We start from the raw sequence: 19,800 nt of genomic DNA, 5'->3' as shown, positions 1-19,800 counted from the left end.
AGTCATGAAGTAGAGACTAAAAACCGGCCCGTATGGGCCGGTCATCTTGGGTTGAGAGTAGTAGCGGTGACTCAGTACTTACAGGAGTTGTCGCTCATGTAGTCGTGCACCTTGATCTTGCCGGCGATGATGTCGGCCTTGATGCTCTCGACCTTGGCCTTCATCTCCGGGGTGATCAGCTTGGCGTTGTTCTCGTCCAGCGCCCAGTCAACACCGCCTTCCGCCAGACCCAGGGACTGGATGCCGGGCTTCCAGGTGCCCTTGGCGGCGTCATCCCAGGTCTTGTACGCGGCCAGGCCGACGGACTTGACCATGGAGGTCAGCATGGTGCCGGGTTGCAGGTGGTTCTGGTTGGAATCCACGCCGATGGCGAACTTGCCTTCGTCCTTGGCGGCCTGGTAGACACCGATGCCGGTACCGCCGGCGGCGGCATAGACCACGTCGGCGCCCTTGGCGAACTGGGACTTGGCCAGCTCGGCACCCTTGGCCGGGTCAGCAAAGGCCGCCGGGGTGGAGCCGGTCATGTTCTGGTAGACGTCGATCTTCGGATTGATGTACTTGGCGCCCTGCTCGTAGCCGCACTGGAACTTGCGGATCAGCGGGATGTCCATGCCGCCCACGAAGCCGACCTTGCCGGTCTTGGAGGCGATGGCGGCCAGGGCACCCACCAGGAAGGAGCCTTCATGCTCCTTGAAGATGAGGGACTGCACGTTCGGCTTGTCGACCACCATGTCGATGATGGTGAACTGGGTGTTCGGGAACTCGGTGGCGACCTTCTCTACCGCGGAGCCCATGTTGAAGCCGACGGCGACGATGGGGCCGTTGCCACGGCTGGCCAGACGACGCAGGCCCTGCTCGCGCTGGGCTTCGTTCTGGGGTTCGAACTCCTTGACCTTGACGCCTTTGTCCTTGTTGTAGAGTTCGACGCCGTTGCGGAACACGGCTTCGTTGAAGGACTTGTCGAATTTGCCTGCGGTGTCATAGATGACGGCGGGCTCGGAGGCTGCCTGAGCGGACAGGGCAGCAAGGGTGAGGGCGGCCACGGTGGCCAGCTTGAGCACTTTAGTCACGATCGTATCCTTGATTGTTATGTGAGGGTCCACAACCTGCCGTGGCAGGTCATAAAGCACGCTGGCTAACTGTAAGTGAGCCAGATTGTGGGTCAAGGAGATCATAAAGGAAAAACGTTTGCGTTAACGGTTTGAAATATAAGCAATTTGCCTTATAAGTGATTGTTTTTGTCGTTGTTTCCAGAACTAAATGCTGTGATTAATAGGTGTCAAATGACATTTTTGTTTGTATTCATCGAGTTAGGCGCAAGCGTTTTCGTCTGTCGATGAAAATCAAGGCTTCCATTGACGCCAATTTGCACCCCGGACGCCTCCCGCGGCACTGGGCCGTCGGGCACAGCTTCCCGTCAGGCTGATTTGGTCTCTGGCGCCTCAGGCCGTATAATCCCCGCCTGTATAAATAAACAGGAGTGGTGATGGACGTTTCAACCCTGCTCGACGGGCTCAACGACAAGCAAAGAGACGCGGTGGCGGCCCCCCGTTGCAACCTGCTGGTGCTGGCCGGTGCCGGCTCGGGCAAGACCCGGGTGCTGGTGCACCGCATCGCCTGGCTGATGCAGGTGGAACGCTGTTCACCCTTCTCCATCATCGCGGTGACCTTTACCAACAAGGCGGCGGCCGAGATGCGCGGCCGGGTCGAGAAGGTGATAGGGGACGGGGTGCGCGGCATGTGGATAGGCACCTTCCACGGCATCGCCCACCGCTTGCTGCGGGCCCACCATCTGGATGCGGGCCTGCCGCAGGACTTCCAGATCCTCGACTCGGACGACCAGTACCGCCTCATTCGCCGGGTGCTCAAGGCGCTCAACCTCGACGAGAAGCACTGGGCCCCCCGCGCCGTGATGGGCTACATCAACGGCAAGAAGGACGAGGGGCTGCGCCCCGGTGACATCGATCTCTACGGCGACCCCGTCACCCGCACCTATCAGCAGATCTACAAGACCTATCAGGAGACCTGCGATCGCTCCGGGCTGGTGGACTTTGCCGAGCTGCTGCTGCGCGCCCACGAGCTGTGGCTGAACAAGCCCCACATCCTCGAGCACTACCGGGATCGCTTCCAGAACATATTGGTGGACGAGTTCCAGGATACCAACGGCATCCAGTACGCCTGGCTGCGGATGCTGGCTGGCGACACCGGCAAGGTGATGATCGTCGGCGACGATGACCAGTCCATCTACGGCTGGCGCGGCGCCAAGATAGAGAACATCCAGCGCTTCCTGACCGACTACCAGGGCGCCGAGACCATCCGCCTGGAGCAGAACTACCGCTCCACCGCCAATATCCTCAAAGCCGCCAACAGCGTCATCGCCAACAACGCCGAGCGCCTTGGCAAGGAGCTGTGGACCGAGGGGGCCGAGGGTGAGCCGATTTCGCTGTACGCCGCCTTCAACGAGGTGGACGAGGCCCGCTTCGTGGTCGGCCGCCTCAAGGACTGGAAGGAGAAAGGTGGCTTGCTCGCCGACTGCGCAATCCTCTATCGCTCCAACGCCCAGTCGCGGGTGCTGGAAGAGGCGCTGATGCAGGACGCCATGCCCTATCGCATCTACGGCGGCCTGCGCTTCTTCGAGCGGCAAGAGATTAAAGACGCCATGGCCTACCTGCGGCTCATCAACAACCGTGGCGACGACGCCAGCTTCGAGCGGGTAGTCAACACGCCAACCCGCGGCATCGGCGATCGCACCCTGGAGATATTGCGGAGCAACGCCCGGGATCAGGGCCAGAACCTCTGGCAGTCCGCCAAGGCACTGCTTAACGACAAGGTGCTGACCGGCCGCGCCGGCAACGCGGTGCGCGGTTTTGTGGATCTCATCGATGCCCTGGAGGAGCAGGTTGGCATGCTGCCCCTGCATCAGCAGGCGGACATCGCCATCCAGAATTCCGGCCTCAAGGCCATGTATCTGGCGGAGAAGGGCGAGAAGTCCCAGGCGCGGGTAGAGAACCTGGACGAACTGGTCACCGCCTGCCGCCAGTACCAGCGCCCGGACGAGCTGGAAGACATGAGCGATCTCTCCGCCTTCCTCGCCCACGCGGCGCTGGAATCCGGCGAGAATCAGGCGGACGAATACGCCGATGCGGTGCAGCTGATGACCTTGCACAGCGCCAAGGGGCTGGAATATCCCCTGGTGCTGCTGGTCGGCGTGGAAGAGGGCATGTTCCCCAGCCAGCAATCCACCGAGGAGTCGGGCCGGCTGGAAGAGGAGCGCCGCCTCTGTTACGTCGGCATGACCCGCGCCATGGAGAAGCTCTACATCTGTTATGCCGAGAGCCGCCGCATCTACGGCCGCGAGATGTTCCACAAGCCGAGCCGCTTTATCCGCGAGATGCCCGCCGAGTGTCTGGAAGAGATCCGCCTGCGCACCCAGGTGAGCAGACCCACCCAGTACGGTCGCTTCAGCCAGAACGAGGTGCAGCAGAGCTTCGACGCCAGCGGCATCAAGCTCGGCCAGCGGGTGCTCCATCCAAAATTTGGCGAAGGGGTGGTACTCAACTTCGAAGGGGTCGGCCAGCAGAGCCGGGTGCAGATCCAGTTCGACGACGTCGGCGCCAAGTGGTTGGTGACGGCTTATGCCAGATTGGAGGCGCTCTGATTTTTCCCGCTTTTTGAAACAACCAACCCGGCTTAGGCCGGGTTAATGATATATTTTTAGCCAAAAAACTATAATTAAAAATCCTTTTAGAATTAGTAATGCCCGAGGCATTGACTTACTTCAATGTCTTGTGCACTTATAATTCTGTAGACTAAACGATGCTCATCATCAATTCTCCTTGATGAGAATCCAGTTAAATTTTCTTTTAATTTTTCTGGTTTTCCAATACCTTCAGAAGGAGTAGCCTTTATAGATTTAATTAGTTCGTAAATTCGATACAAATAATTTATGCTCCTTGTCGTTAACTGTACAAGTTGTTCACTAGCATCATGGGAAAATGATACTCTATACGTATAGATAGAACTAATAAATTCACAAAACACAAGTAGTTCATCTATGTTTTCTGGTATTTTTATTATTCTGCTTATTTCCTCTTTATGAAATTCGCAGTGTTCTAAATTAGTGAGTAATGACACTTTGACTTCTTGTGAAGTCCCATCAACGAAAATTTTTTCTAATGGTACGCTATTGTTAGCCCATATTTCTTTTGTGTTGAAGTTGACAGATAAAGTATTCCATATGTGAGCACACGCCAAACCGCCATTAACAACTCTACCATCTAGATAATATTCGCTATTTATTGTCAACTCAATTAATTGCTCACCTTCATTTTCTTTTATTAATGGACTATCATAAAAGTTTGACTGGTTAATAAGAAGACTTCTAAGTCTAGTCTTCATATCACCATTTGGTAGCCCCCCAAAAAAAGCAGGTAAAGATTTTGTTTCTGTAAAAAAATCTATATTTTTGAAGTGCTGATTTACTCTTACTGAGCTAACACCTTTTTCTCTAAGCAAGTTGATTAACTCAATATAATCTCTGATTTGAAATTCCCACATATTATCACTTAATGGGAGTGATAGCTCATTGAAGATCACAAATGCAGTCATTGTCAATCACCAAAGCAACTTGTCTAATTGATTATCCCATTCATCAAAGAAGCCTGAAGGCCAAGATGTAACAGAGCCATCACTATTAATACTTATTTCTGTAGCAAATGAAGATAATGAGTTTTGATTATGCTGGAAAAAATAAATCTTAGACTTTTCTTTTGATATTATACCTTCTTTCGTACATACTCGAATTGAATTAAGTATATGATCGCTGTGTGTTTCAATTATGATTTGTACACCTTGTGATGCAACAAGGCTGATTAGTCTTGCTAAATTTGCCTGTCCTTTAGGATGAAGATGGGCCTCTGGGTTTTCAATTATTAGGAGATCATTTTTTTTCGCCATCAGTAGCTGTGTGATAACTGGTAATACATGTGTTACACCAAAGCCAACATTGACTGGAGTTATTGGGCGAGAGCGATTATGGCCATAAGTATAATTATATGTGAGTGCTGCTTTATTGGCTTCCGGTATTATTTTGGAAGATACATCAATGTTACTACTTATTTCAGAAAGCCATTTAGATACATTTTCAAGAAGATGGTCAGTGTGACTATCAGGGTGAACTAGTGCCTTGATCCTTATTGGAGTTGATTTGTTTTTAGCTAAATAATGGGCTGTAAATTGCCCATGTATCCCCAAGGATTCATCCTCTATATCTGAATTAGATAGTGGATAAATAATATCTGGGGACTCTCTGTTTGTACTCAAATACTTAAAGTCAGGAACTAGTCTTCGTAGGGAACCCAATTTAGATAATAATCTATTACTTTGATCTTTTTTTGTTTGATTGTATTCTATTAACTCAACTTTCCAATGTTGGTTAGCGCAGTTTGACACATTGACTTGACCCAACGTATCACTCACTGATAATACAATCTCATCATCAGATGCATCTATATACAATAATCCACCATCTTGCCCTAATTTAACTAATGGACCATTTATATCAAATCTAGGTATTTTTGCTTTACTATCCTCCATGCTTGCTGAAAACAATGAAAAACGAATGTTTTCATTGTTCTGTTTCAACAGAAGTAATGCTTGAATTATGGATGACTTACCAGCACTATTAGAACCAGATAAAACATTTAAATTTGAGAGCTCAATTCTAACACTCTCAAAACTTTTAAAGTTTTTTAATGAAATGACACTTAGTCTCATATTATATCTTCCATTTCGCCAATCAATTTCCTCATCTCTGAGAAGCGATCTGTAACAGCTCTCTTTGAGCTAGTTCCTTGAAATATAGCTTGACTTAAAATAGATGACTCGTCAGACAACATATTTCTCAACTTCTGATTGAATATATCTTTATTATTAATGAATTTTTCAGTGTCTTTTATTTGACTAAAGCAAACAGTTAAGACATCAAACAGCGATCTATTTAAATTTCTTTTACCATCACCAATGATCGCTTTGCTAAATTTATGGTTAGGACCAAAAATAGCCTCTGAGATCCTCAACGCTCTCCTAAAATCATCGCTTAATATTTTCAATTCGGATGATACGTACTTATTTTCATCTATTCTCTCCATCGCTCTATCTAAGAATGAAGATAATGATTTAAAATTATCATCAATTTTAAGGAGTCTAAATGCGAAAAAGCGTAAAGCAAGCTCACGGTCCAGCATTCTATCTGTGCGAATATTAACAACCCGTTTGAAATCTATAGACTCACATTCATCCTTCAGGAATTTAACTGCTATTCCTTTTTGGTTCAGAGCCTGCCGGATCTCTTGAGAATTTAGTTTCAACCCCCCGGTGTTAATTCTATTGAAGATAGAATATCTTACTTCCTTAGGTGTCTGTGGTTCTATCTGATAAGTGACAATCTGAGTTTCATCAATTACTCTTTGCATTGGCCTAGGTAGATCGGCATAAGTCAGACCATTTAGTTCTCCTAAAAACTCTAAGTTAGTGAGTTTCAATGGCCTCTTATTATCTACCGCAAAGCGCTTTATAGCAGACAGACGTTGTAATCCATCAACAACAAGCCAACGACTTGGTTCAGACACGTCAAAATAGAAAATTGGCAAGGGCATCTTCAACAAAATAGACTCTATAAGCCTACTCATTTGAGTGTTTGTCCATAGACCACTCTTTCTCTGAAATGTAGGTTGAAGGTCAATTTCATCATAATTCAATCTAGCAATTAGAGCAGATAATGCAATTGTCTGCGTGTTAACCTTAATATCCTTGGTAGAAAATGGAGATGCCAAACTAACATTTTCAAGTTGCTCCTCTATTTCCAACTCGTCCGAGTCTTCAAACAGATCATCGAATTCTTGAGCCTCGTGGTTCATAAATACCCCACTGTTAAATTAAAAATAAAGCCACAACTATGCATAGCATGGGATGCTCATAACACATAAAAATCACAGCTACTCATTGCTATTTCTTCGTAGTGTACCTTTGTCTGGGTGCATAGATCTAGTTGGTGTTGATTCTCTGAGAGGTAACCCTTATAAAAATTTTGAGATAAAAACCTAGGACATACACCTTTCAGCTTCGATCCTTCGCAAAGGAAAAAACCTTGAAAGGTTCACTTCAATCCCTTCTACGGCCAATCGGCCACCCGTGTGACATGACCATGCTTGAGGAGGTTGATATGGACGTAATCCATATGGTGGCGCTGCCAGATGCCCCGCTCCCCGTGGCGTAGCCGGGTCTGGCTGCGGCGCTCGGTCATCGGCAAGGCGCGGGAGAAGTGGCTTTTGAGCAGCCGCCAACGCAGGGGGAAATCGCTGTCCCCCTCCGGCAAAGAGAGAATGCAGTGGAGATGGTCGGGCAACACCACCCAGGCGTGGATGGCGAAGGGGTGAGCCTGTTGCACCTTGGCAACGCTGTGGCGCAGCAGGTCGATCTGCTCCACCAGCAACCGGTTGTTGCGCCGCTCCAGCAGGTTGACGGTAAAGAACCAGGTTCCGCCGGGCCACCATGCCCGCCGCCAGTTGGCCATACCCTTCCTCTCGCCTCGGCCGAAAAGCCAAGCATAGCCTTGCCTCACGTCGATCTGCTTGCAGGCCATGATGACGCAGATGTTCCATTACGCGAACGTCCGATGACGCTTCGCTAATCGAACCTACACGCCGCCATACAGTTGGGTTATCGGTGTCGTGGCCGAGAGGCACAAACCCCAAGCTCCCGCCTGTCAGGCTCACCGCAACTGAAACGCCTTGACGATAAATTCGATAAAGAGCCGCACGTTGCGGGACTGCTCCTTGTGGAAGGGGTAGACGGCGAACAGGGCGTGGGGGTCGGGTTGCCAGTCGGGGAGCAGTCTGACCAGGGAGCCGTCCGACAGGTCGTTCGACACGAATTCATCCGGCACCAGGATCACCCCAAGCCCCTGCACCGCCGCCTGTTTCAGGGCGATGCCGCTGTTGGCACAGAAGCTGGCGGGGGGCAGCTCTACCGCCAGGCTCTCCGCGTCCCGGATGAAGCACCACTTGCCGGGGGAGGAGGAGAGGCTGTAGCGCAGGCAGTTGTGAGCCTTGAGATCCGCCGGGTGAGCGGGCTGGCCCGCCGCCTGGAGGTAGTCGGGGGCGGCGCAGAGCACCCGCTGCACCTCGCACAGGGGTTTGGCGCGCAGGGTGGAGTCCTCCAGGGTGCCTGCCCCCCGGATCACCACGTCCAGCCCCTGATCCACCAGATCCATGTAGGCGTCGCTCAGGATCACCTCGATGCCGATTTCCGGATAGCGGCGCTGGAAGTCGCAGACAAGGGGGTTGAGCCGGATCAGCCCGTAGGACATGGGCATGCCGATCCTCAGCCTGCCCCTGGGGGTGAAGGAGGCGGCCATGATGGACTGGTCGGCGGCCTCCAGGCCGTCCAGCACGGCGCAAATCTGGCGGTAATAGGCCATGCCGGCTTCGGTGACGCTCAGCCGCCGGGTGGTGCGGTTGATGAGGGCGATGCCGAGAAAGGCTTCCAGCTCGTTGATGTTCTTGCTGACCGCCGCCTGTGAGAGGTGCAGGTCGTCCGCCGCCGCCCTGAAGGTGCCCATCTCCACCACCCGACGAAAGACGTTCAGCGCCGTGATCTTGTTCATCTTGCCCCCGATAATTCACCACTGGTAAACGATGGTGCCATCATGGCGCGGTGAATTCACCCTATCCGGCTCGTCGGGCGCCAGGTAACAGAGAGGCGCAACAAGGGCGGCAGGGCCTTGACCCGACCGCCCGGTGCCGCGGTGGCTTATTGCGCCTTGCCCGGTGCGGGAGGCAGGCTGATGCCGACATCGGCCCAGGGGTTGGTGCCGAGCAGCTGGGCGTGGGGCACGTCGGCCTGGTAGCGCATGGTGAATGCTCTGGGGCCGTGGGCGAAGGCCACCAGCAGACCCTGTCTGGCGTCCATCAACCCGGCGTGCATGCCCAGCCCGTGATAGCTGATCCGCACGGCCTTGTCCTGAAGGCCCACCTTGTCTATCTGGAAGCGGGCGATGCTGCCGTCTTTCAGGGTAAAGCCCCAGCGGAACGGCCCGCCGCTGACCACCGTCATCACCTCGTCGATGTCGGTGCCGTCTTCTGCGGAGTTGACGTGCATGCGGCCATATTTGCCGAGCACGGCGCTGCGGGTGCGATCGTCCAGCGCCATCAGGTCATAGACCTTGGGGTAGGGGCCGACGCCGGTCTCCTCGGTGGCGACGCCGCCCCCCTGCACCGCGGGCTCGCGCCCTGCGAGCCTGGCCTGCTCCAGCAGCTCCCCCTGACTCAGGTTGAAGGCCGCAATCAGGGCGCCGTGCTCAGCTTTGGTCAACGCACGGTGGTGGGAGGCTTCGAGCAGCGGCCTGGCCGCGTCGGGAATGTCGACGGTGACCACGTTGACGCCGATGGGGTTGAGCGCTTTGTTGACCGCCTCGACCCCGCTGACGGCGGGACGGCCATCGCTGAACTGCACCGAGACCAGGTCACCGGCAAAGGTGTTGAAAGAGAGGGCCGAAGCAATGGTGCCGGCCAGCAAAGTAATATGGATGAGTTTCATACAAGACTCCTCGTTAAGGTTCGATGAGCAGTCTAGGACGGTAGAAAGTGCACTGAAATGGCGCTCGGCTGATATGAAAATTTACTGTTAGTAATCAATAGCAGGGGACATGGTGCGGGCACACCCGCCAGGTGAACCAGGCGCTCTCTGCCGACGTGACGGGGGCAGGGCGGGTGAGCCGCCCCTGGCCGTCCAGGCTGCGTCACAGCCTGGGCAAATAAAGTACAAAGGATGATGATCCAGTCATTAGGAAGGTGCATATGCCTGTGGGGACCAATCAATGGAGAATGACCAGATGAAATGGATTCAACGTTGTGCCGCACTCGCAATGATACTGGGTCTGGCTGCGTGCGGAGGCAGTGACAATGACAGCAGTCCGCCCAATGCCGCCATCAGGATCAGCCACCTCGCCCCCGATGCCCCCAAGGTGAATGTCAGTGTCTATGGGGCTGCATTCCTGACGGCCGTTGACTATGGCTCGAGCAGCGGGCTCAAGCCGATTGCGGCAGGCAGTCACGAGCTCGCGGTAGACGGCATACTGCCGGGCGGTACGACGACCGTCATAGGCCCGGTGTCGCTCGAGTTGAAACCGGACACCCAGTACGACGTGCTGGCGGTGGGCAAGCTGGCGGGGAGCGGGGATACCGCGTTTGGCCCGCTGGTGATTGAGCGGCCGAACCAGGCGCCCTCGGGCGGGGATATTCGCGTGCAGGTGCTGCATGCCGCGCCGGATGCCCCCGCCGTCGACGTCCATGTCACCGCTCCCGGGGCCGCGCTGACCAGCCCGACGCTGGCCAATATCCCCTTCAAGACCCATAGCGACCCCCTGACCCTGCCTGCGGGTGAATACCAGATCCGGCTGACCCTGCCTGGGAGCGCGGCCGCGGTGTATGACTCGGGCCCGCTGACCCTCGACGGCGGTAGCGACCTGCTGATCGCGGCGATCGACAACCTGGGGGCGGGGCCAAGCCCGGTCAAGCTGCTCGCCATCGACAGTGCTGGTGCCACCCCCATCCTGTCTGCCGATGAGCAGGCTCAGCTGAGGGTGGTTCATGTGGTTGCCGATGCCCCTGCCGTCGACATCCGGGTGAATGGCGTGGCCCCGACCGCGGCTCCGCTGCAAGGATTGGCCTTCAAGGGGGATACCGGGTATCTGGAGCTGGCCGCCGCCGACTATGACCTTGTGGTGACGCCGACCGGCGCGACTGCACCCGAGGTGATCAACGCCAGCGACGTGCCGCTCAAGGCGGGCGCCCGCTACTCCCTGTTTGCCGTGGGCCAGTTGATGGGGCCATCCGGCGAGACCATAGAGCCGCTGTTGCTGACCGACACCGGTCGTTCGGTGGCGACCGAGGCGCAGCTTAGGGTACTTCATGCGGCCCCCACGGCCCCGGCGGTGGACGTCTACCTGACCGCGGGGACGGACATCGGCGGCGCGACTCCGGTGCTCAAGGCCGTGCCCTTCAAGGCGGACAGCGGTTATCTTGCCGTCGCCGCCGGAGACTACTTTGTCACCGTCACGGCATCGGGCAACAAGGCGCCGGTCATTGGCCCCCTGCCGGTCACCCTGGCCGATGGCCAGGTGCTGACCGCGGCGGCCCTGTCTGACAGCGTGGGGGGCGTGGATCCTGCGCTGCTGATCCTGGAGGACGTCGGCAGCAACTGATGCTCCTCCGCTGATCCATCGACCCGCAATGAGGCCCAAACTGAGATATCAGTTTGGGTCTTTTTATGGTGGGAAATCCTGAACGAATCGGGCAGGAAAACTGGGACATACCTCTTGTTGTGCGTGTCGCCGCGGTTGGCGGTCGAGCTCAAAAAGCTGGGTGTCCCAAGATGCATCCCAAGATGAAGGGTGTCGGCGAGGCGTTCGCCGGCAGCTCAGTCAACGGCAAGTTGCCCAGTCGCCGGCGAGATCAGGCCCCCTGCCAGCGCTTGAACAGCACGCTGGCATTCACGCCGCCAAAGCCGAAGCCGTTGGAGATGGCGTGCTCTATCCGCATGTCACGGGCCGCGCCCCGCACTATGTCCACGCCGTCGGCGAGGGGGTCGGGTTGCTGCAGGTTGCGGGTCGCAGGCACCCGCTGATCGCGAATGGCCAGGGCGGTGAAGATGGCCTCTATGCCTCCGGCGGCTCCCAGCAGATGGCCGGTGGCGGACTTGGTGGAGGTCACCGCAATCTGGTGGTTGTCGCCAAACACGCCCTTGATGGCGGCCAGCTCCCCCCTGTCACCCACCGGGGTCGAGGTGGCATGGGCATTGAGGTGCTGGACATCCGCCCCCTGAATGCCGGCCTGCGCCAGGGCCGCCATCATGGCGCGGCGTGCGCCGTCGCCATCCTCCGGGCCGGCGGTGAGGTGATAGGCGTCGGCACTGGTGCCATATCCCACCAGCTCCACTATGGGGGTGGCGCCCCGGGCCAGGGCGTGCTCCAGGGACTCAATCACCAGGATCCCGGCCCCTTCGCCCATCACAAAGCCGTCGCGGTCGACATCGAACGGGCGGGAGGCCGCTTCGGGATCATCGGCATAGGCGGATGACAGGGCGCGAGCGGCGGCAAACCCGCCGAGACTGACGCGGTCTATGGTGGCCTCGGCCCCGCCACAGATGGCGATGTCGGCCTCACCGCAGCGAATGAGCCGGGCGGCGTCGCCAATGGCCTGCACCCCGGCGGCGCAGGCCGTGACCGGTGCCCCGAGCGGCCCCTTGAAGCCGAAGTTGATGGAGACATGGCCCGCCGCCATGTTGACCAGGAACGAGGGGATGGTGAAGGGGGACAAGCGGCGTGGGCCCCGCTCATCCGTGGTGCGCACGGCCTCGACGATGGCGGGGAAACCGCCGATGCCAGAGGCGATGATGGTGGCGGTGCGCTCCTGCTCAGCTGCCGTCGCGGGGGCCCAGTTGGCTTGCGACAGGGCCTCCTTGGCCGCGGCAATGGCAAACAGGATGAAGCGATCCATCTTCTTCTGCTCCTTGGTCGACACCACGGCATCGGGGTCAAACCCGGCCAGGGGATCCTCGGCCAGGGAGGGCACCATGGCGCCCACCTTGGCCGCCAGCCCTTCGGTGAAGGCCTCCGGTAGGCGGCGCAAGCCGGACTGGCCCGCCAGCAGCCGTTGCCACACGGTTTCCACCCCAGATCCAAGGGGGGTCACCGCGCCCATTCCTGTCACCACGATGCGAGTTGAGGTCATGATTCTGATTCCTGTTTCGAAGGGGGGTTGCCGCTCATCACGCCATTGGCATGGCACAGACGCTGCTTCATGCCGTCGCTGGCGGCCGGTCCCGGCACCAATCTGTGGCGCGAGGGTGAAATCTCCTGACCGGTGCGCCTGTCCACCAGCAGGGGCTCGACCAGCTCGCCCGTCTGGGCATCCCTCAGCTGGATGCTGGTCCCCTCGGGCGCCAGGTGGTTGTTGCCCCAGGTGAGCAGCGCGATCAGCACTGTGCTGAGATCCTGGCCGCGGGGGGTGAGCGCATATTGATAACGAGGGGGGCGTTCGGAGTAGAGCCGCTTCTCCATCAGGCCCCCCTCGACCAGGGCGCTCAGGCGCCGGGTCAGTATGTTGGGGGAGATGCCAAGGCTCTTTTGAAACTCATCGAAGCGCGACAGGCCATGCATGGCATCGCGGATAATCAGCAGACTCCACCATTCGCCGACGTGATCCAGGCTGCGGGCGATGGGGCACTGCTGTTCACTCAGACTCTTCTTGCGCATATGGGTCATCAGGTTACTTGCATAATGGAAGTAACCTTACGGCCCTTACTTCCATTATGCAAGTGACTCGTGTCATCCGGTGGCGGACGACATCTTGGGGATAGGAAAAGCTGGGAGTCAGAAACCCGGCCACCGACGGGGCGCGGCGGCCGGGTGAATTGTAAAGAGTAGGGTGACGGAAAACGGGATCAGCCTAGTCTAATCAACTCGATGGGGGCGTAGCGCTCCTGGCTGTTTGTCAGCAGCACGCACTTCTCGTGCTCCGCCTCATAGGGGGTCAGGTTGTCGGTGTGGGCCTCCTTCAGAACGTCGACGGCGCCGGTGGCGGCGATCATGACGCGCTGGCCCAGGGTCAGCATATTGCGGTTTCGATCGTAGATCTTCATGGCATTCTCCTTTTCGGGTATGGGTCCCGGCCCGTGCCGGGACAACGGGCTCCAGACTACGCCCATCAAAAAACGGGATGCCTGTCACAGATCAAAAAAATCGCAGAGGGGGCCGGGAGGGCCTGAACCGGGGCGCCCCGGGGGCGCGTCGCCTGCCACTCCCTGTCGCAGCCCGTGGTCGCTTTGTGTTGCCCCGGGCTCGAACCGGAAGGCGGATGCGCTATAGTGGAGGCCGCTCGCATTTCTGCCTTCAACCAACCGAGAGCCTGCTATGAACCGTGATATTGCCGCCCAGTTTATCAAGATGCTGACCAACCTGGACCATTGCCTCGCCAAGGCCGAGGCCCACGCCGAGGCGAAGAAATTCAACGTGGAGAACTTCCTCGGCGAGCGCCTGATCGTCGACATGCTGCCGTTTGCCAAGCAGGTGCTGATCTGCTGTGACAGCGCCCGCGCCGTGGTGGCCACCGCCAGCCTGAGCGAGCCGCCGGTGCTCGGGGACGATCCCAAGACCATGGCGGACCTGCGCGCCCACGTCGCCAGGACCATCGTCTATCTGGAGGGCAAGCTGGACGCCGACTTCAGCCGGTATGCGAGCGGCCACTACTACCCCTACTGGGCCGGTGGCAAGGGGATGGACGGTCACACCTGCGTCCACGAGTACGGCATTCCGAACTTCTACTTCCATCTGACCATGACCTATGCCCTGCTGCGCCAGGCCGGGGTGGATCTGGGCAAGCGGGACTATCTGGGCGGCCTGAACCTGCAATGAGTGCTGGGCATTGCACATGAAAAGAGCCTGCCATCCGGCAGGCTCTTTGCTTTTTGCGGGTCCGGCATCCCCGGGATGGCGCCGGGTCATTCGTTCGGGATCTCGGGCTCCACCAGGGCGGCGAGCTGCACCAGGGACTCCTGCCAGCCGAGGTAGCACATGGCCACCGGGATGAGCTCGGGGATCCCGGCCTGCTCTATCTCCAGGCTGGTGCCGCACACCACCTCGGTCAGGGTGATGGTGACCCTCATCTCCCCCGGTAGGTTGGGGTCGTCGAAGCGATCCGTGTAGCGGATGCGTTTGCCCGGCTCCAGTGCCAGGTACTCGCCGCCGAAGGCGTGGCTGTGGCCGGTGGCGAAATTCGAGAACGCCATGCGAAAGCTGCCGCCGACCCTGGCCTCCAGATGCGCCACCTTGCAGGTGAAGCCGTGGGGCGGCAGCCACTTGGCGAGGGCGTCCCCGTCGATAAAGGCGCGATAGACCCGCTCTGGCGGGGCCTTGAGGACGCGATGCAGTGTGACAGTGCCTGTGCTCATGATGGATTCCTTCTCTGTGGTTCCGGAGCAAGGATAGTCGCCGCCGCCTGGGTTGGTGGCGGCCTGTGCCAAGGTGGGGGAGGAGGGCTCCCTCAGCCCCCCAGGGCTATGGTGACCAGCACGATGGCGACGCCGGCCGCGGCGAAGAGCACGCCGATAAGCCAAGGGCGCGGCGAGCCGGCATGGCGGGCCAGGCCATACCCTATTCCCATCAGCATGACGAGGGCGATGGCGTGGGAGAGGCGCAGGGCCGGCACCGGATCCGCCAGGAAGATGAAGGGCAGCAGCACGGGAAAGGTGGAGAGGAACACCATGAGGAAGACCCCCAGGCTGTTGAGCAGATCGTTCCAGCGGAATATGGCGCCCTGGCTCAGCTCGGGGCGTTGGCGCAGGCGTGTCTGCCAGTCGCCGAGCTCGTCGTCGCGGCAGATCGCCGCAAGCGGGCCGGGCAGGGCATTACGCAGCGCCGCGATCCCCCTGTGGTCCCCCGACGGCAGCAGGTTGAGCCGTTGCAGCAGTCGCAGGGCGCGGCCGCGCTCGGTCAGGGTGGTGATGAGGTAGACGATGGCATCGATCATGCCCCAGGCGAGGTTGCAGCCGATGCCGGCGATCAGCAGATCCCTCACCTCGGCCCGGCCCGCTTCGAAAGCATTGAAGCCGCCGGTGAAGGTCAGCACCATCAGCAGGCCGAACAGGATCTCGGAATAGCGCGAGATGGGATCGAGGGGGGAAAAACGGGACTGGCTCATAGGGGGACCTCCATGTCCGTGAGATCATGAGCATGGGTCGGCCCCCTGGCCGGGTCAAGGCTGCCCGGCGCGTCCCTCGCGTCTGACTCCTTCGCTAACAGGATGATTTTCCGGGGGGATTGGCGAGGAGTTGATCAAGATAGAGGTTATTGTCGCCGTTCGCTCATATAATCGCCGCCATGCAAGCGACTCGGAAGGATTCGATGACACAGCTGATGGCGGCCCTGCTGGGGCTGTTTTACGCCGGCCTGATCTGGGCTGCGCCCGTCCCCTTCGTGGCCACCCCGGCCAGTTCCCCCACCACTCAGGCCAGGATGGAGCCGCTGCTCTCCTGGTTTACCGGGGAGTTCTCCAGCCAGGAGCAGGCCACCTTTGATGCCCGCTTCACCAGCGCCGAGCTGCGGCTGGTGGAGATCTGGCCGGGAGAGGGGCCCTTTCGCTGGGTCTATGCGGAGCAGTTCCTGACCGAGCGGGCGCTGCGGCCGTTTCGCCAGCGCATCTACCGTTTCTCCCCGCTGCCCGATGGCCGCATCCTGATGGCGGAGCTGACCATGCCGAGGGCCACGGATTTCGCCGGCGCCTGGCGCCAGCCCGAGCTGCTCGATTCCCTCACCCCGCAGCAGCTCTCCCTGCGCGAGGGGTGCGAGATCTGGCTGACCCGCCAGCCGGGGGGAGACTACAGGGGGCACACCCAGGTCGGTCACTGTGCCACCGACTTTGGCGGCGCCACCACCCTGGTGCAGTACCTCTGGATCGGGCCGGACAGCGTCAGGCTGCTGGACAGGGCCTATGACAATGGCGCCCGCCAGCGCTGGGGCAGCCCGGGGGAGGGTTATGTCTATCTGCGCAAGGGCACTCGGCGCGGGGAGTAGCGACTCAGGCTGGGAGATCCAGCTCGCGGCGATGCTCGCAGAGATAGTCGATGAGCAGCCGCAGGCGCAGCGGCATGGGCTCCCGGGCCGGATAGAGCAGGTTGACCGGGCGCGGGGCGGGCAGGGCGTGGGAGAGGATCTCCACCAGGGCGCCGCTGGCCAGCTCCTCCCTCAGCAGGGCGCGCGGTTGCAGCACTATGCCCGCATGGTGCAGGGCGGCCATCTTGAGGGCGCCGCCATGGTTGCTGACGAAGGGGCTGTCCCACAGGTGCAGCTGGTCGAGGGGAAACTCGCCGGCGAGGTTCGACTGGCTCAGCCAGGGGGTGAAGCCCAGGCAGTGGTGCCGGGCCAGCTCCGCCAGCTCCCGCGGGGTGCCGTGCCGCTGCAGGTAGCGGGGTGAGGCGCAGAACACCGGAATCGACGTCGCCATGGGCCTGGCGATGAAGGCGGCATCCTTGGGGGCGCCGACCCGGAAGACGAGATCGAAGCCGTCCCCCGTCACGTCGACCAGCAGGTCCGAGAGGTCCAGCTCGATGCGGATCTGCGGGTAGTGCGCCATGAAGCGGCACAGCAAGGGGGTCAGCCGGTAGGTGCCGAAGGTATAGGGCGCGCTGATGCGGATCTTGCCCGTCGCCTGACCAGTGTGGGCCTGGGTGTTCTGCTCCAGCTCCCGGTAGTGCTGCAACAGGCTCTGACAGCCGGCGAGGTACTCCCGACCCGCCTCGGTCAGGCTCTGGCTGCGGGTATTGCGGTTCAGCAGGCGGGAGCCGACCCTGGCCTCCAGCCACTTGATGTACTTGCCTATCATGGCCGGCGTCATCTCGAAGCGTTCCGCCACGGCGCTGAAGCTGCCTGCCCGGGCGACGTCGACGAAGATCTCGATGGCGGTGAAGCGGTCCATTCCAAACTCCTGGTTTATAAAGCCCGTCGCCACTATGTCTGGCAGGAGAAACGGCTGTCAATATACTGGGTGGCAGCCGTTCGACACTGGAGTCTCCCGATGAGCCCCGATTATTATGCCATCTACCTGCTGCTTGCCATCGGGACCGTGCTCACCCCCGGCCCCGCGGTGATCTACACCATAGGCAACACCCTGACCCGGGGCAGCCGCCATGCCATCGCCGGGTTCTGCGGCGTGGCGACGGGCATATTGCTGGTGGCGGCCATGGCCTCGCTGGTGGTGATCTGGTTTACCCGCTGGCTGGCCATGGGCCAGCAGATCCTCACCCTGGGGGGCGCCTGTTACCTCTTCTATCTCGGGGTGAGCGCCTGGCGCCAGCGGGCGACGAGCCCGGTGATGGGGGCCGTCTCGGAGCGGGATTGCCGGCGCAGCTTCCTCAAGGGGGCGCTCATCAGCCTGCTTAACCCCAAGGCCATCATCTTCTTCACCAGCCTGTTTCCCCAGTTCATCGACTTTCGCCAGGGGGCGTCGGGGCAGTGCCTGTTGCTGGCGCTCACCTTCAGCGCCGTGGTGCTGGTGGTGCACGGCGGCTACTGCCTGGTGTTTCGCTGGGTGGGGGCGCAGGGCTTTGGTCAGCGCTTCGCCAGGGGGATCAACCGGGTGTCGGCACTGATGTTCATCGGCTTCTCCCTGCTGCTGTTGCTGCGGCTGTGGGGATGAACGGCCTGCCCGAGCCGGTCAGGCCCCGGGCCAGTGCGTCTGCAGGTCGAGGAGGATGGAGAGGCTGACCGCGCCGAACAAGAGGCCGGTGACCAAGTTGAGGGGGCGCTGGATGCGGCCGAGCAGGCGCTGGGCCCGGGCGGTGGAGAGGCTCCAGGCCAGGGCGCCGAACCAGAGGAGGGAGAGCAGGAACAGCTCCAGGATCAGCAGGCCCCGGGTCAGGCCGTCTACCTGGGGCGTCACCATGGCCGCCAGCAGTCCCATGAAGAACAGCAGCGCCTTGGGGTTGAGCAGATTGGTGGCCAGCCCCCGTCTCACCCCCTTGCGCCAGCCCTGTCGCTCGTTGCCTGCCTGCAGCGCCAGATTTCCCGCCCCCTGCCAGGCCGCCTTCAGCGCCCCCCAGCCGAGCCACCCCAGATAGAGGGCCCCCACCAGTTTCACCGCGAGGAACAGCCAGGGCTGGCTTGCGATCAGCAGGCTGATGCCGGTCAGGCTCAGGGTGGCGTGGAGCAGGATGGCGAGCGCGATGCCGAGCGCCGCCCCGAGGGCGGTGGGGCGATGCAGGCTGGTGCGCAGGATGAGCGCGAAATCTGGGCCCGGGCTCGCCAGGGCGACGAGATGGACGAGCCCCAGGGTCAGAAACAGGCTGGTAAACATAAAGACCTCGGACAGCGGTATGGAGGTGACAGCATGGGGCAGGACGGGGGTCGCCGGATTGTAAAAGATTGCAGGCGTGACTCCTCAGGTCGGCTGCATCTGCTGGCGATACTCCGCCGGGGTGAGCCCGAAGGCCTGACGAAAACCGTGGTGGAAGTGGCTCTGATCGAAGAAGCCGACCGTCAGCGCCACCTCGCTCACCGGCAGGCCGCTGCCGAGCAGGCGCTTGCCCTGTTCCAGACGCAGTCGCTTGAGCCAGGCGTAGGGGGTCATGCCGGTCTTCTTCTTGAACTGGCGCAGGAAGGCGAAGCGATCGAGCCCGAACAGGGCGGCGAGATCCTCCAGGCTGTGGCGCTCGTCCAGCCGGGCCAGCAGATGGTCGCGCAGGTATCTGAGCTGGGGATCCGCCAGGGCGTGGCGCTCGGGGGCTAGCCGGAACAGTTCGCCGAGCAGGGCTAGCAGCTGGCTCTCCGCCAGCAGACCGTCCGGCTTTGGTTGATCCAGATACATGTGCAGCCGGGCAAAGCCCTGATAGAGGTCGGGGCGACTCTGCAACCCCTTGTCGAAGAAGGGCTCCGGGTGCTCCGGCAGCCAGCGGGCCAGCTGCTCCGGCGCGATGGCGAAGACCCGCACCTCGTACCCTTCCGGCAGCAGGCTGAGGCCGTCGTGCATCTCGTCCGGGTTGACGGTGGAGAGCTCGCCGCGCACCAGGTGGTGGCTGTTGCCCTTGTGGATGAACTTCTGGCCGCCCCGCTGCACCAGACCGATGTGGTAGTCCAGGTGCACGTGGCGGCCGTAGCTGAACTCCCTGTGGTGGGAGTGGGAGAGTTCGACCCCCGGCAGCAGCCGGGATTGCCAGTAGTGGATGCGGGATTGGGGTGCGCTCATGGCC

20 protein-coding genes are annotated in these 19,800 nt (G+C 59.4%); 5 read left to right on the top strand and 15 right to left on the bottom strand.

What is annotated here, in order from left to right:
* Positions 1-71: 71 nt before the first annotated feature.
* Complete coding sequence (locus R2B70_RS19270) at positions 72-1,070, bottom strand: BMP family lipoprotein (protein WP_042075861.1); 999 nt, start codon at positions 1,068-1,070, stop codon at positions 72-74.
* 416 nt (positions 1,071-1,486) lie between these two features.
* On the opposite strand from R2B70_RS19270, the gene uvrD reads away from it, so the two are divergent.
* Entirely contained in the window at positions 1,487-3,658 is a 2,172-nt protein-coding gene (gene uvrD, locus R2B70_RS19265) for a DNA helicase II (protein ID WP_318162249.1), read from the top strand.
* A gap of 92 nt (positions 3,659-3,750) precedes the next feature.
* On the opposite strand, the gene R2B70_RS19260 is transcribed toward uvrD, so the two are convergent.
* The 6 genes from R2B70_RS19260 to R2B70_RS19235 all read right to left on the bottom strand — a co-directional run bounded on the left by R2B70_RS19260 (position 3,751) and on the right by R2B70_RS19235 (position 9,597).
* Positions 3,751-4,608, bottom strand: a complete 858-nt coding sequence (locus tag R2B70_RS19260; RefSeq protein WP_412055153.1) for a Txe/YoeB family addiction module toxin — start codon at positions 4,606-4,608, stop codon at positions 3,751-3,753.
* 6 nt (positions 4,609-4,614) lie between these two features.
* On the bottom strand, positions 4,615-5,775 hold the full coding sequence (locus tag R2B70_RS19255) for an AAA family ATPase (RefSeq protein WP_318162248.1): 1,161 nt from the start codon (positions 5,773-5,775) through the stop codon (positions 4,615-4,617).
* Positions 5,772-6,917, bottom strand: coding sequence for a DUF262 domain-containing protein (locus R2B70_RS19250; RefSeq protein WP_318162247.1), 1,146 nt, complete (start codon positions 6,915-6,917; stop codon positions 5,772-5,774). The genes R2B70_RS19255 and R2B70_RS19250 overlap by 4 nt, the downstream gene beginning before the upstream one ends.
* 254 nt (positions 6,918-7,171) lie before the next feature.
* Positions 7,172-7,573 (bottom strand): REP-associated tyrosine transposase, encoded by a 402-nt coding sequence (locus R2B70_RS19245; protein WP_318162246.1) that lies wholly within the window; start codon positions 7,571-7,573, stop codon positions 7,172-7,174.
* Positions 7,574-7,771: 198 nt separating this feature from the next.
* Complete coding sequence (locus R2B70_RS19240; RefSeq protein WP_318162245.1) at positions 7,772-8,665, bottom strand: LysR family transcriptional regulator; 894 nt, start codon at positions 8,663-8,665, stop codon at positions 7,772-7,774.
* Between the two features lie 146 nt (positions 8,666-8,811).
* On the bottom strand, positions 8,812-9,597 hold the full coding sequence (locus tag R2B70_RS19235; protein ID WP_318162244.1) for a hypothetical protein: 786 nt from the start codon (positions 9,595-9,597) through the stop codon (positions 8,812-8,814).
* Positions 9,598-9,892: 295 nt separating this feature from the next.
* Here R2B70_RS19235 and R2B70_RS19230 point away from each other — a divergent pair, with 295 nt between their 5' ends.
* Positions 9,893-11,263 carry a DUF4397 domain-containing protein gene (locus R2B70_RS19230; protein ID WP_318162243.1) on the top strand — a complete coding sequence of 457 codons (1,371 nt, stop codon included), beginning with the start codon at positions 9,893-9,895 and terminating at the stop codon, positions 11,261-11,263.
* A 250-nt stretch (positions 11,264-11,513) separates the two neighbouring features.
* On the opposite strand, the gene fabF is transcribed toward R2B70_RS19230, so the two are convergent.
* The 3 genes from fabF to ydfZ form a co-directional block, all read right to left on the bottom strand.
* Positions 11,514-12,791 (bottom strand): beta-ketoacyl-ACP synthase II, encoded by a 1,278-nt coding sequence (gene fabF, locus R2B70_RS19225; RefSeq protein ID WP_042075850.1) that lies wholly within the window; start codon positions 12,789-12,791, stop codon positions 11,514-11,516.
* Positions 12,788-13,315, bottom strand: a complete 528-nt coding sequence (locus R2B70_RS19220) for a winged helix-turn-helix transcriptional regulator (protein ID WP_209794846.1) — start codon at positions 13,313-13,315, stop codon at positions 12,788-12,790. Before R2B70_RS19220 ends, fabF begins: the two co-directional genes overlap by 4 nt.
* 188 nt (positions 13,316-13,503) lie before the next feature.
* Entirely contained in the window at positions 13,504-13,701 is a 198-nt protein-coding gene (gene ydfZ, locus R2B70_RS19215; protein ID WP_318162242.1) for a putative selenium delivery protein YdfZ, read from the bottom strand.
* 271 nt (positions 13,702-13,972) lie between these two features.
* Here ydfZ and R2B70_RS19210 point away from each other — a divergent pair, with 271 nt between their 5' ends.
* Positions 13,973-14,473 (top strand): DUF1993 domain-containing protein, encoded by a 501-nt coding sequence (locus tag R2B70_RS19210; RefSeq protein WP_318162241.1) that lies wholly within the window; start codon positions 13,973-13,975, stop codon positions 14,471-14,473.
* An 86-nt stretch (positions 14,474-14,559) separates the two neighbouring features.
* Here the strand turns inward: R2B70_RS19210 and R2B70_RS19205 are convergent, their stop codons facing one another.
* The gene (locus tag R2B70_RS19205; RefSeq protein ID WP_216991278.1) at positions 14,560-15,009 is read right to left on the bottom strand and encodes an SRPBCC family protein; all 450 of its coding nucleotides are present in this window, start codon (positions 15,007-15,009) and stop codon (positions 14,560-14,562) included.
* A gap of 92 nt (positions 15,010-15,101) precedes the next feature.
* On the bottom strand, positions 15,102-15,758 hold the full coding sequence (locus R2B70_RS19200; protein WP_209794849.1) for a hypothetical protein: 657 nt from the start codon (positions 15,756-15,758) through the stop codon (positions 15,102-15,104).
* A gap of 203 nt (positions 15,759-15,961) precedes the next feature.
* Between R2B70_RS19200 and R2B70_RS19195 the strand changes: the two genes are divergently transcribed.
* Complete coding sequence (locus tag R2B70_RS19195) at positions 15,962-16,630, top strand: chromophore lyase CpcT/CpeT (protein WP_209794850.1); 669 nt, start codon at positions 15,962-15,964, stop codon at positions 16,628-16,630.
* A gap of 4 nt (positions 16,631-16,634) precedes the next feature.
* Here the strand turns inward: R2B70_RS19195 and R2B70_RS19190 are convergent, their stop codons facing one another.
* Positions 16,635-17,531, bottom strand: a complete 897-nt coding sequence (locus tag R2B70_RS19190; protein ID WP_318162240.1) for a LysR family transcriptional regulator — start codon at positions 17,529-17,531, stop codon at positions 16,635-16,637.
* Between the two features lie 99 nt (positions 17,532-17,630).
* Between R2B70_RS19190 and R2B70_RS19185 the strand changes: the two genes are divergently transcribed.
* A complete protein-coding gene (locus tag R2B70_RS19185; RefSeq protein ID WP_318162239.1) occupies positions 17,631-18,251 on the top strand; it encodes a LysE family translocator in 621 nt (206 codons plus the stop codon).
* Positions 18,252-18,269: 18 nt separating this feature from the next.
* Here R2B70_RS19185 and R2B70_RS19180 read toward each other — a convergent pair whose 3' ends face one another.
* A complete protein-coding gene (locus R2B70_RS19180; protein WP_219143301.1) occupies positions 18,270-18,908 on the bottom strand; it encodes a LysE family translocator in 639 nt (212 codons plus the stop codon).
* An 84-nt stretch (positions 18,909-18,992) separates the two neighbouring features.
* On the bottom strand, positions 18,993-19,796 hold the full coding sequence (locus tag R2B70_RS19175) for an AraC family transcriptional regulator (RefSeq protein WP_219143302.1): 804 nt from the start codon (positions 19,794-19,796) through the stop codon (positions 18,993-18,995).
* Positions 19,797-19,800 lie beyond the last annotated feature (4 nt).

The sequence above is a fragment of the Aeromonas sp. XH genome (assembly GCF_033348475.1).
Classification (GTDB): Bacteria; Pseudomonadota; Gammaproteobacteria; order Enterobacterales; family Aeromonadaceae; genus Aeromonas; species Aeromonas sanarellii.
This window is presented reverse-complemented; position numbering and strand designations above follow the sequence as displayed.

Excerpts from the sequence above, each read along its gene's own strand:
- uvrD (WP_318162249.1), top strand. The coding sequence starts at position 1,487 with ATGGACGTTTCAACCCTGCTCGACGGGCTCAACGACAAGCAAAGAGAC.
- R2B70_RS19260 (WP_412055153.1), bottom strand. The coding sequence starts at position 4,608 with ATGACTGCATTTGTGATCTTCAATGAGCTATCACTCCCATTAAGTGAT.
- R2B70_RS19255 (WP_318162248.1), bottom strand. The coding sequence starts at position 5,775 with ATGAGACTAAGTGTCATTTCATTAAAAAACTTTAAAAGTTTTGAGAGT.
- R2B70_RS19250 (WP_318162247.1), bottom strand. The coding sequence starts at position 6,917 with ATGAACCACGAGGCTCAAGAATTCGATGATCTGTTTGAAGACTCGGAC.
- R2B70_RS19245 (WP_318162246.1), bottom strand. The coding sequence starts at position 7,573 with ATGGCCAACTGGCGGCGGGCATGGTGGCCCGGCGGAACCTGGTTCTTT.
- R2B70_RS19240 (WP_318162245.1), bottom strand. The coding sequence starts at position 8,665 with ATGAACAAGATCACGGCGCTGAACGTCTTTCGTCGGGTGGTGGAGATG.
- R2B70_RS19235 (WP_318162244.1), bottom strand. The coding sequence starts at position 9,597 with ATGAAACTCATCCATATTACTTTGCTGGCCGGCACCATTGCTTCGGCC.
- R2B70_RS19230 (WP_318162243.1), top strand. The coding sequence starts at position 9,893 with ATGAAATGGATTCAACGTTGTGCCGCACTCGCAATGATACTGGGTCTG.
- fabF (WP_042075850.1), bottom strand. The coding sequence starts at position 12,791 with ATGACCTCAACTCGCATCGTGGTGACAGGAATGGGCGCGGTGACCCCC.
- R2B70_RS19220 (WP_209794846.1), bottom strand. The coding sequence starts at position 13,315 with ATGCGCAAGAAGAGTCTGAGTGAACAGCAGTGCCCCATCGCCCGCAGC.
- ydfZ (WP_318162242.1), bottom strand. The coding sequence starts at position 13,701 with ATGAAGATCTACGATCGAAACCGCAATATGCTGACCCTGGGCCAGCGC.
- R2B70_RS19210 (WP_318162241.1), top strand. The coding sequence starts at position 13,973 with ATGAACCGTGATATTGCCGCCCAGTTTATCAAGATGCTGACCAACCTG.
- R2B70_RS19205 (WP_216991278.1), bottom strand. The coding sequence starts at position 15,009 with ATGAGCACAGGCACTGTCACACTGCATCGCGTCCTCAAGGCCCCGCCA.
- R2B70_RS19200 (WP_209794849.1), bottom strand. The coding sequence starts at position 15,758 with ATGAGCCAGTCCCGTTTTTCCCCCCTCGATCCCATCTCGCGCTATTCC.
- R2B70_RS19195 (WP_209794850.1), top strand. The coding sequence starts at position 15,962 with ATGACACAGCTGATGGCGGCCCTGCTGGGGCTGTTTTACGCCGGCCTG.
- R2B70_RS19190 (WP_318162240.1), bottom strand. The coding sequence starts at position 17,531 with ATGGACCGCTTCACCGCCATCGAGATCTTCGTCGACGTCGCCCGGGCA.
- R2B70_RS19185 (WP_318162239.1), top strand. The coding sequence starts at position 17,631 with ATGAGCCCCGATTATTATGCCATCTACCTGCTGCTTGCCATCGGGACC.
- R2B70_RS19180 (WP_219143301.1), bottom strand. The coding sequence starts at position 18,908 with ATGTTTACCAGCCTGTTTCTGACCCTGGGGCTCGTCCATCTCGTCGCC.
- R2B70_RS19175 (WP_219143302.1), bottom strand. The coding sequence starts at position 19,796 with ATGAGCGCACCCCAATCCCGCATCCACTACTGGCAATCCCGGCTGCTG.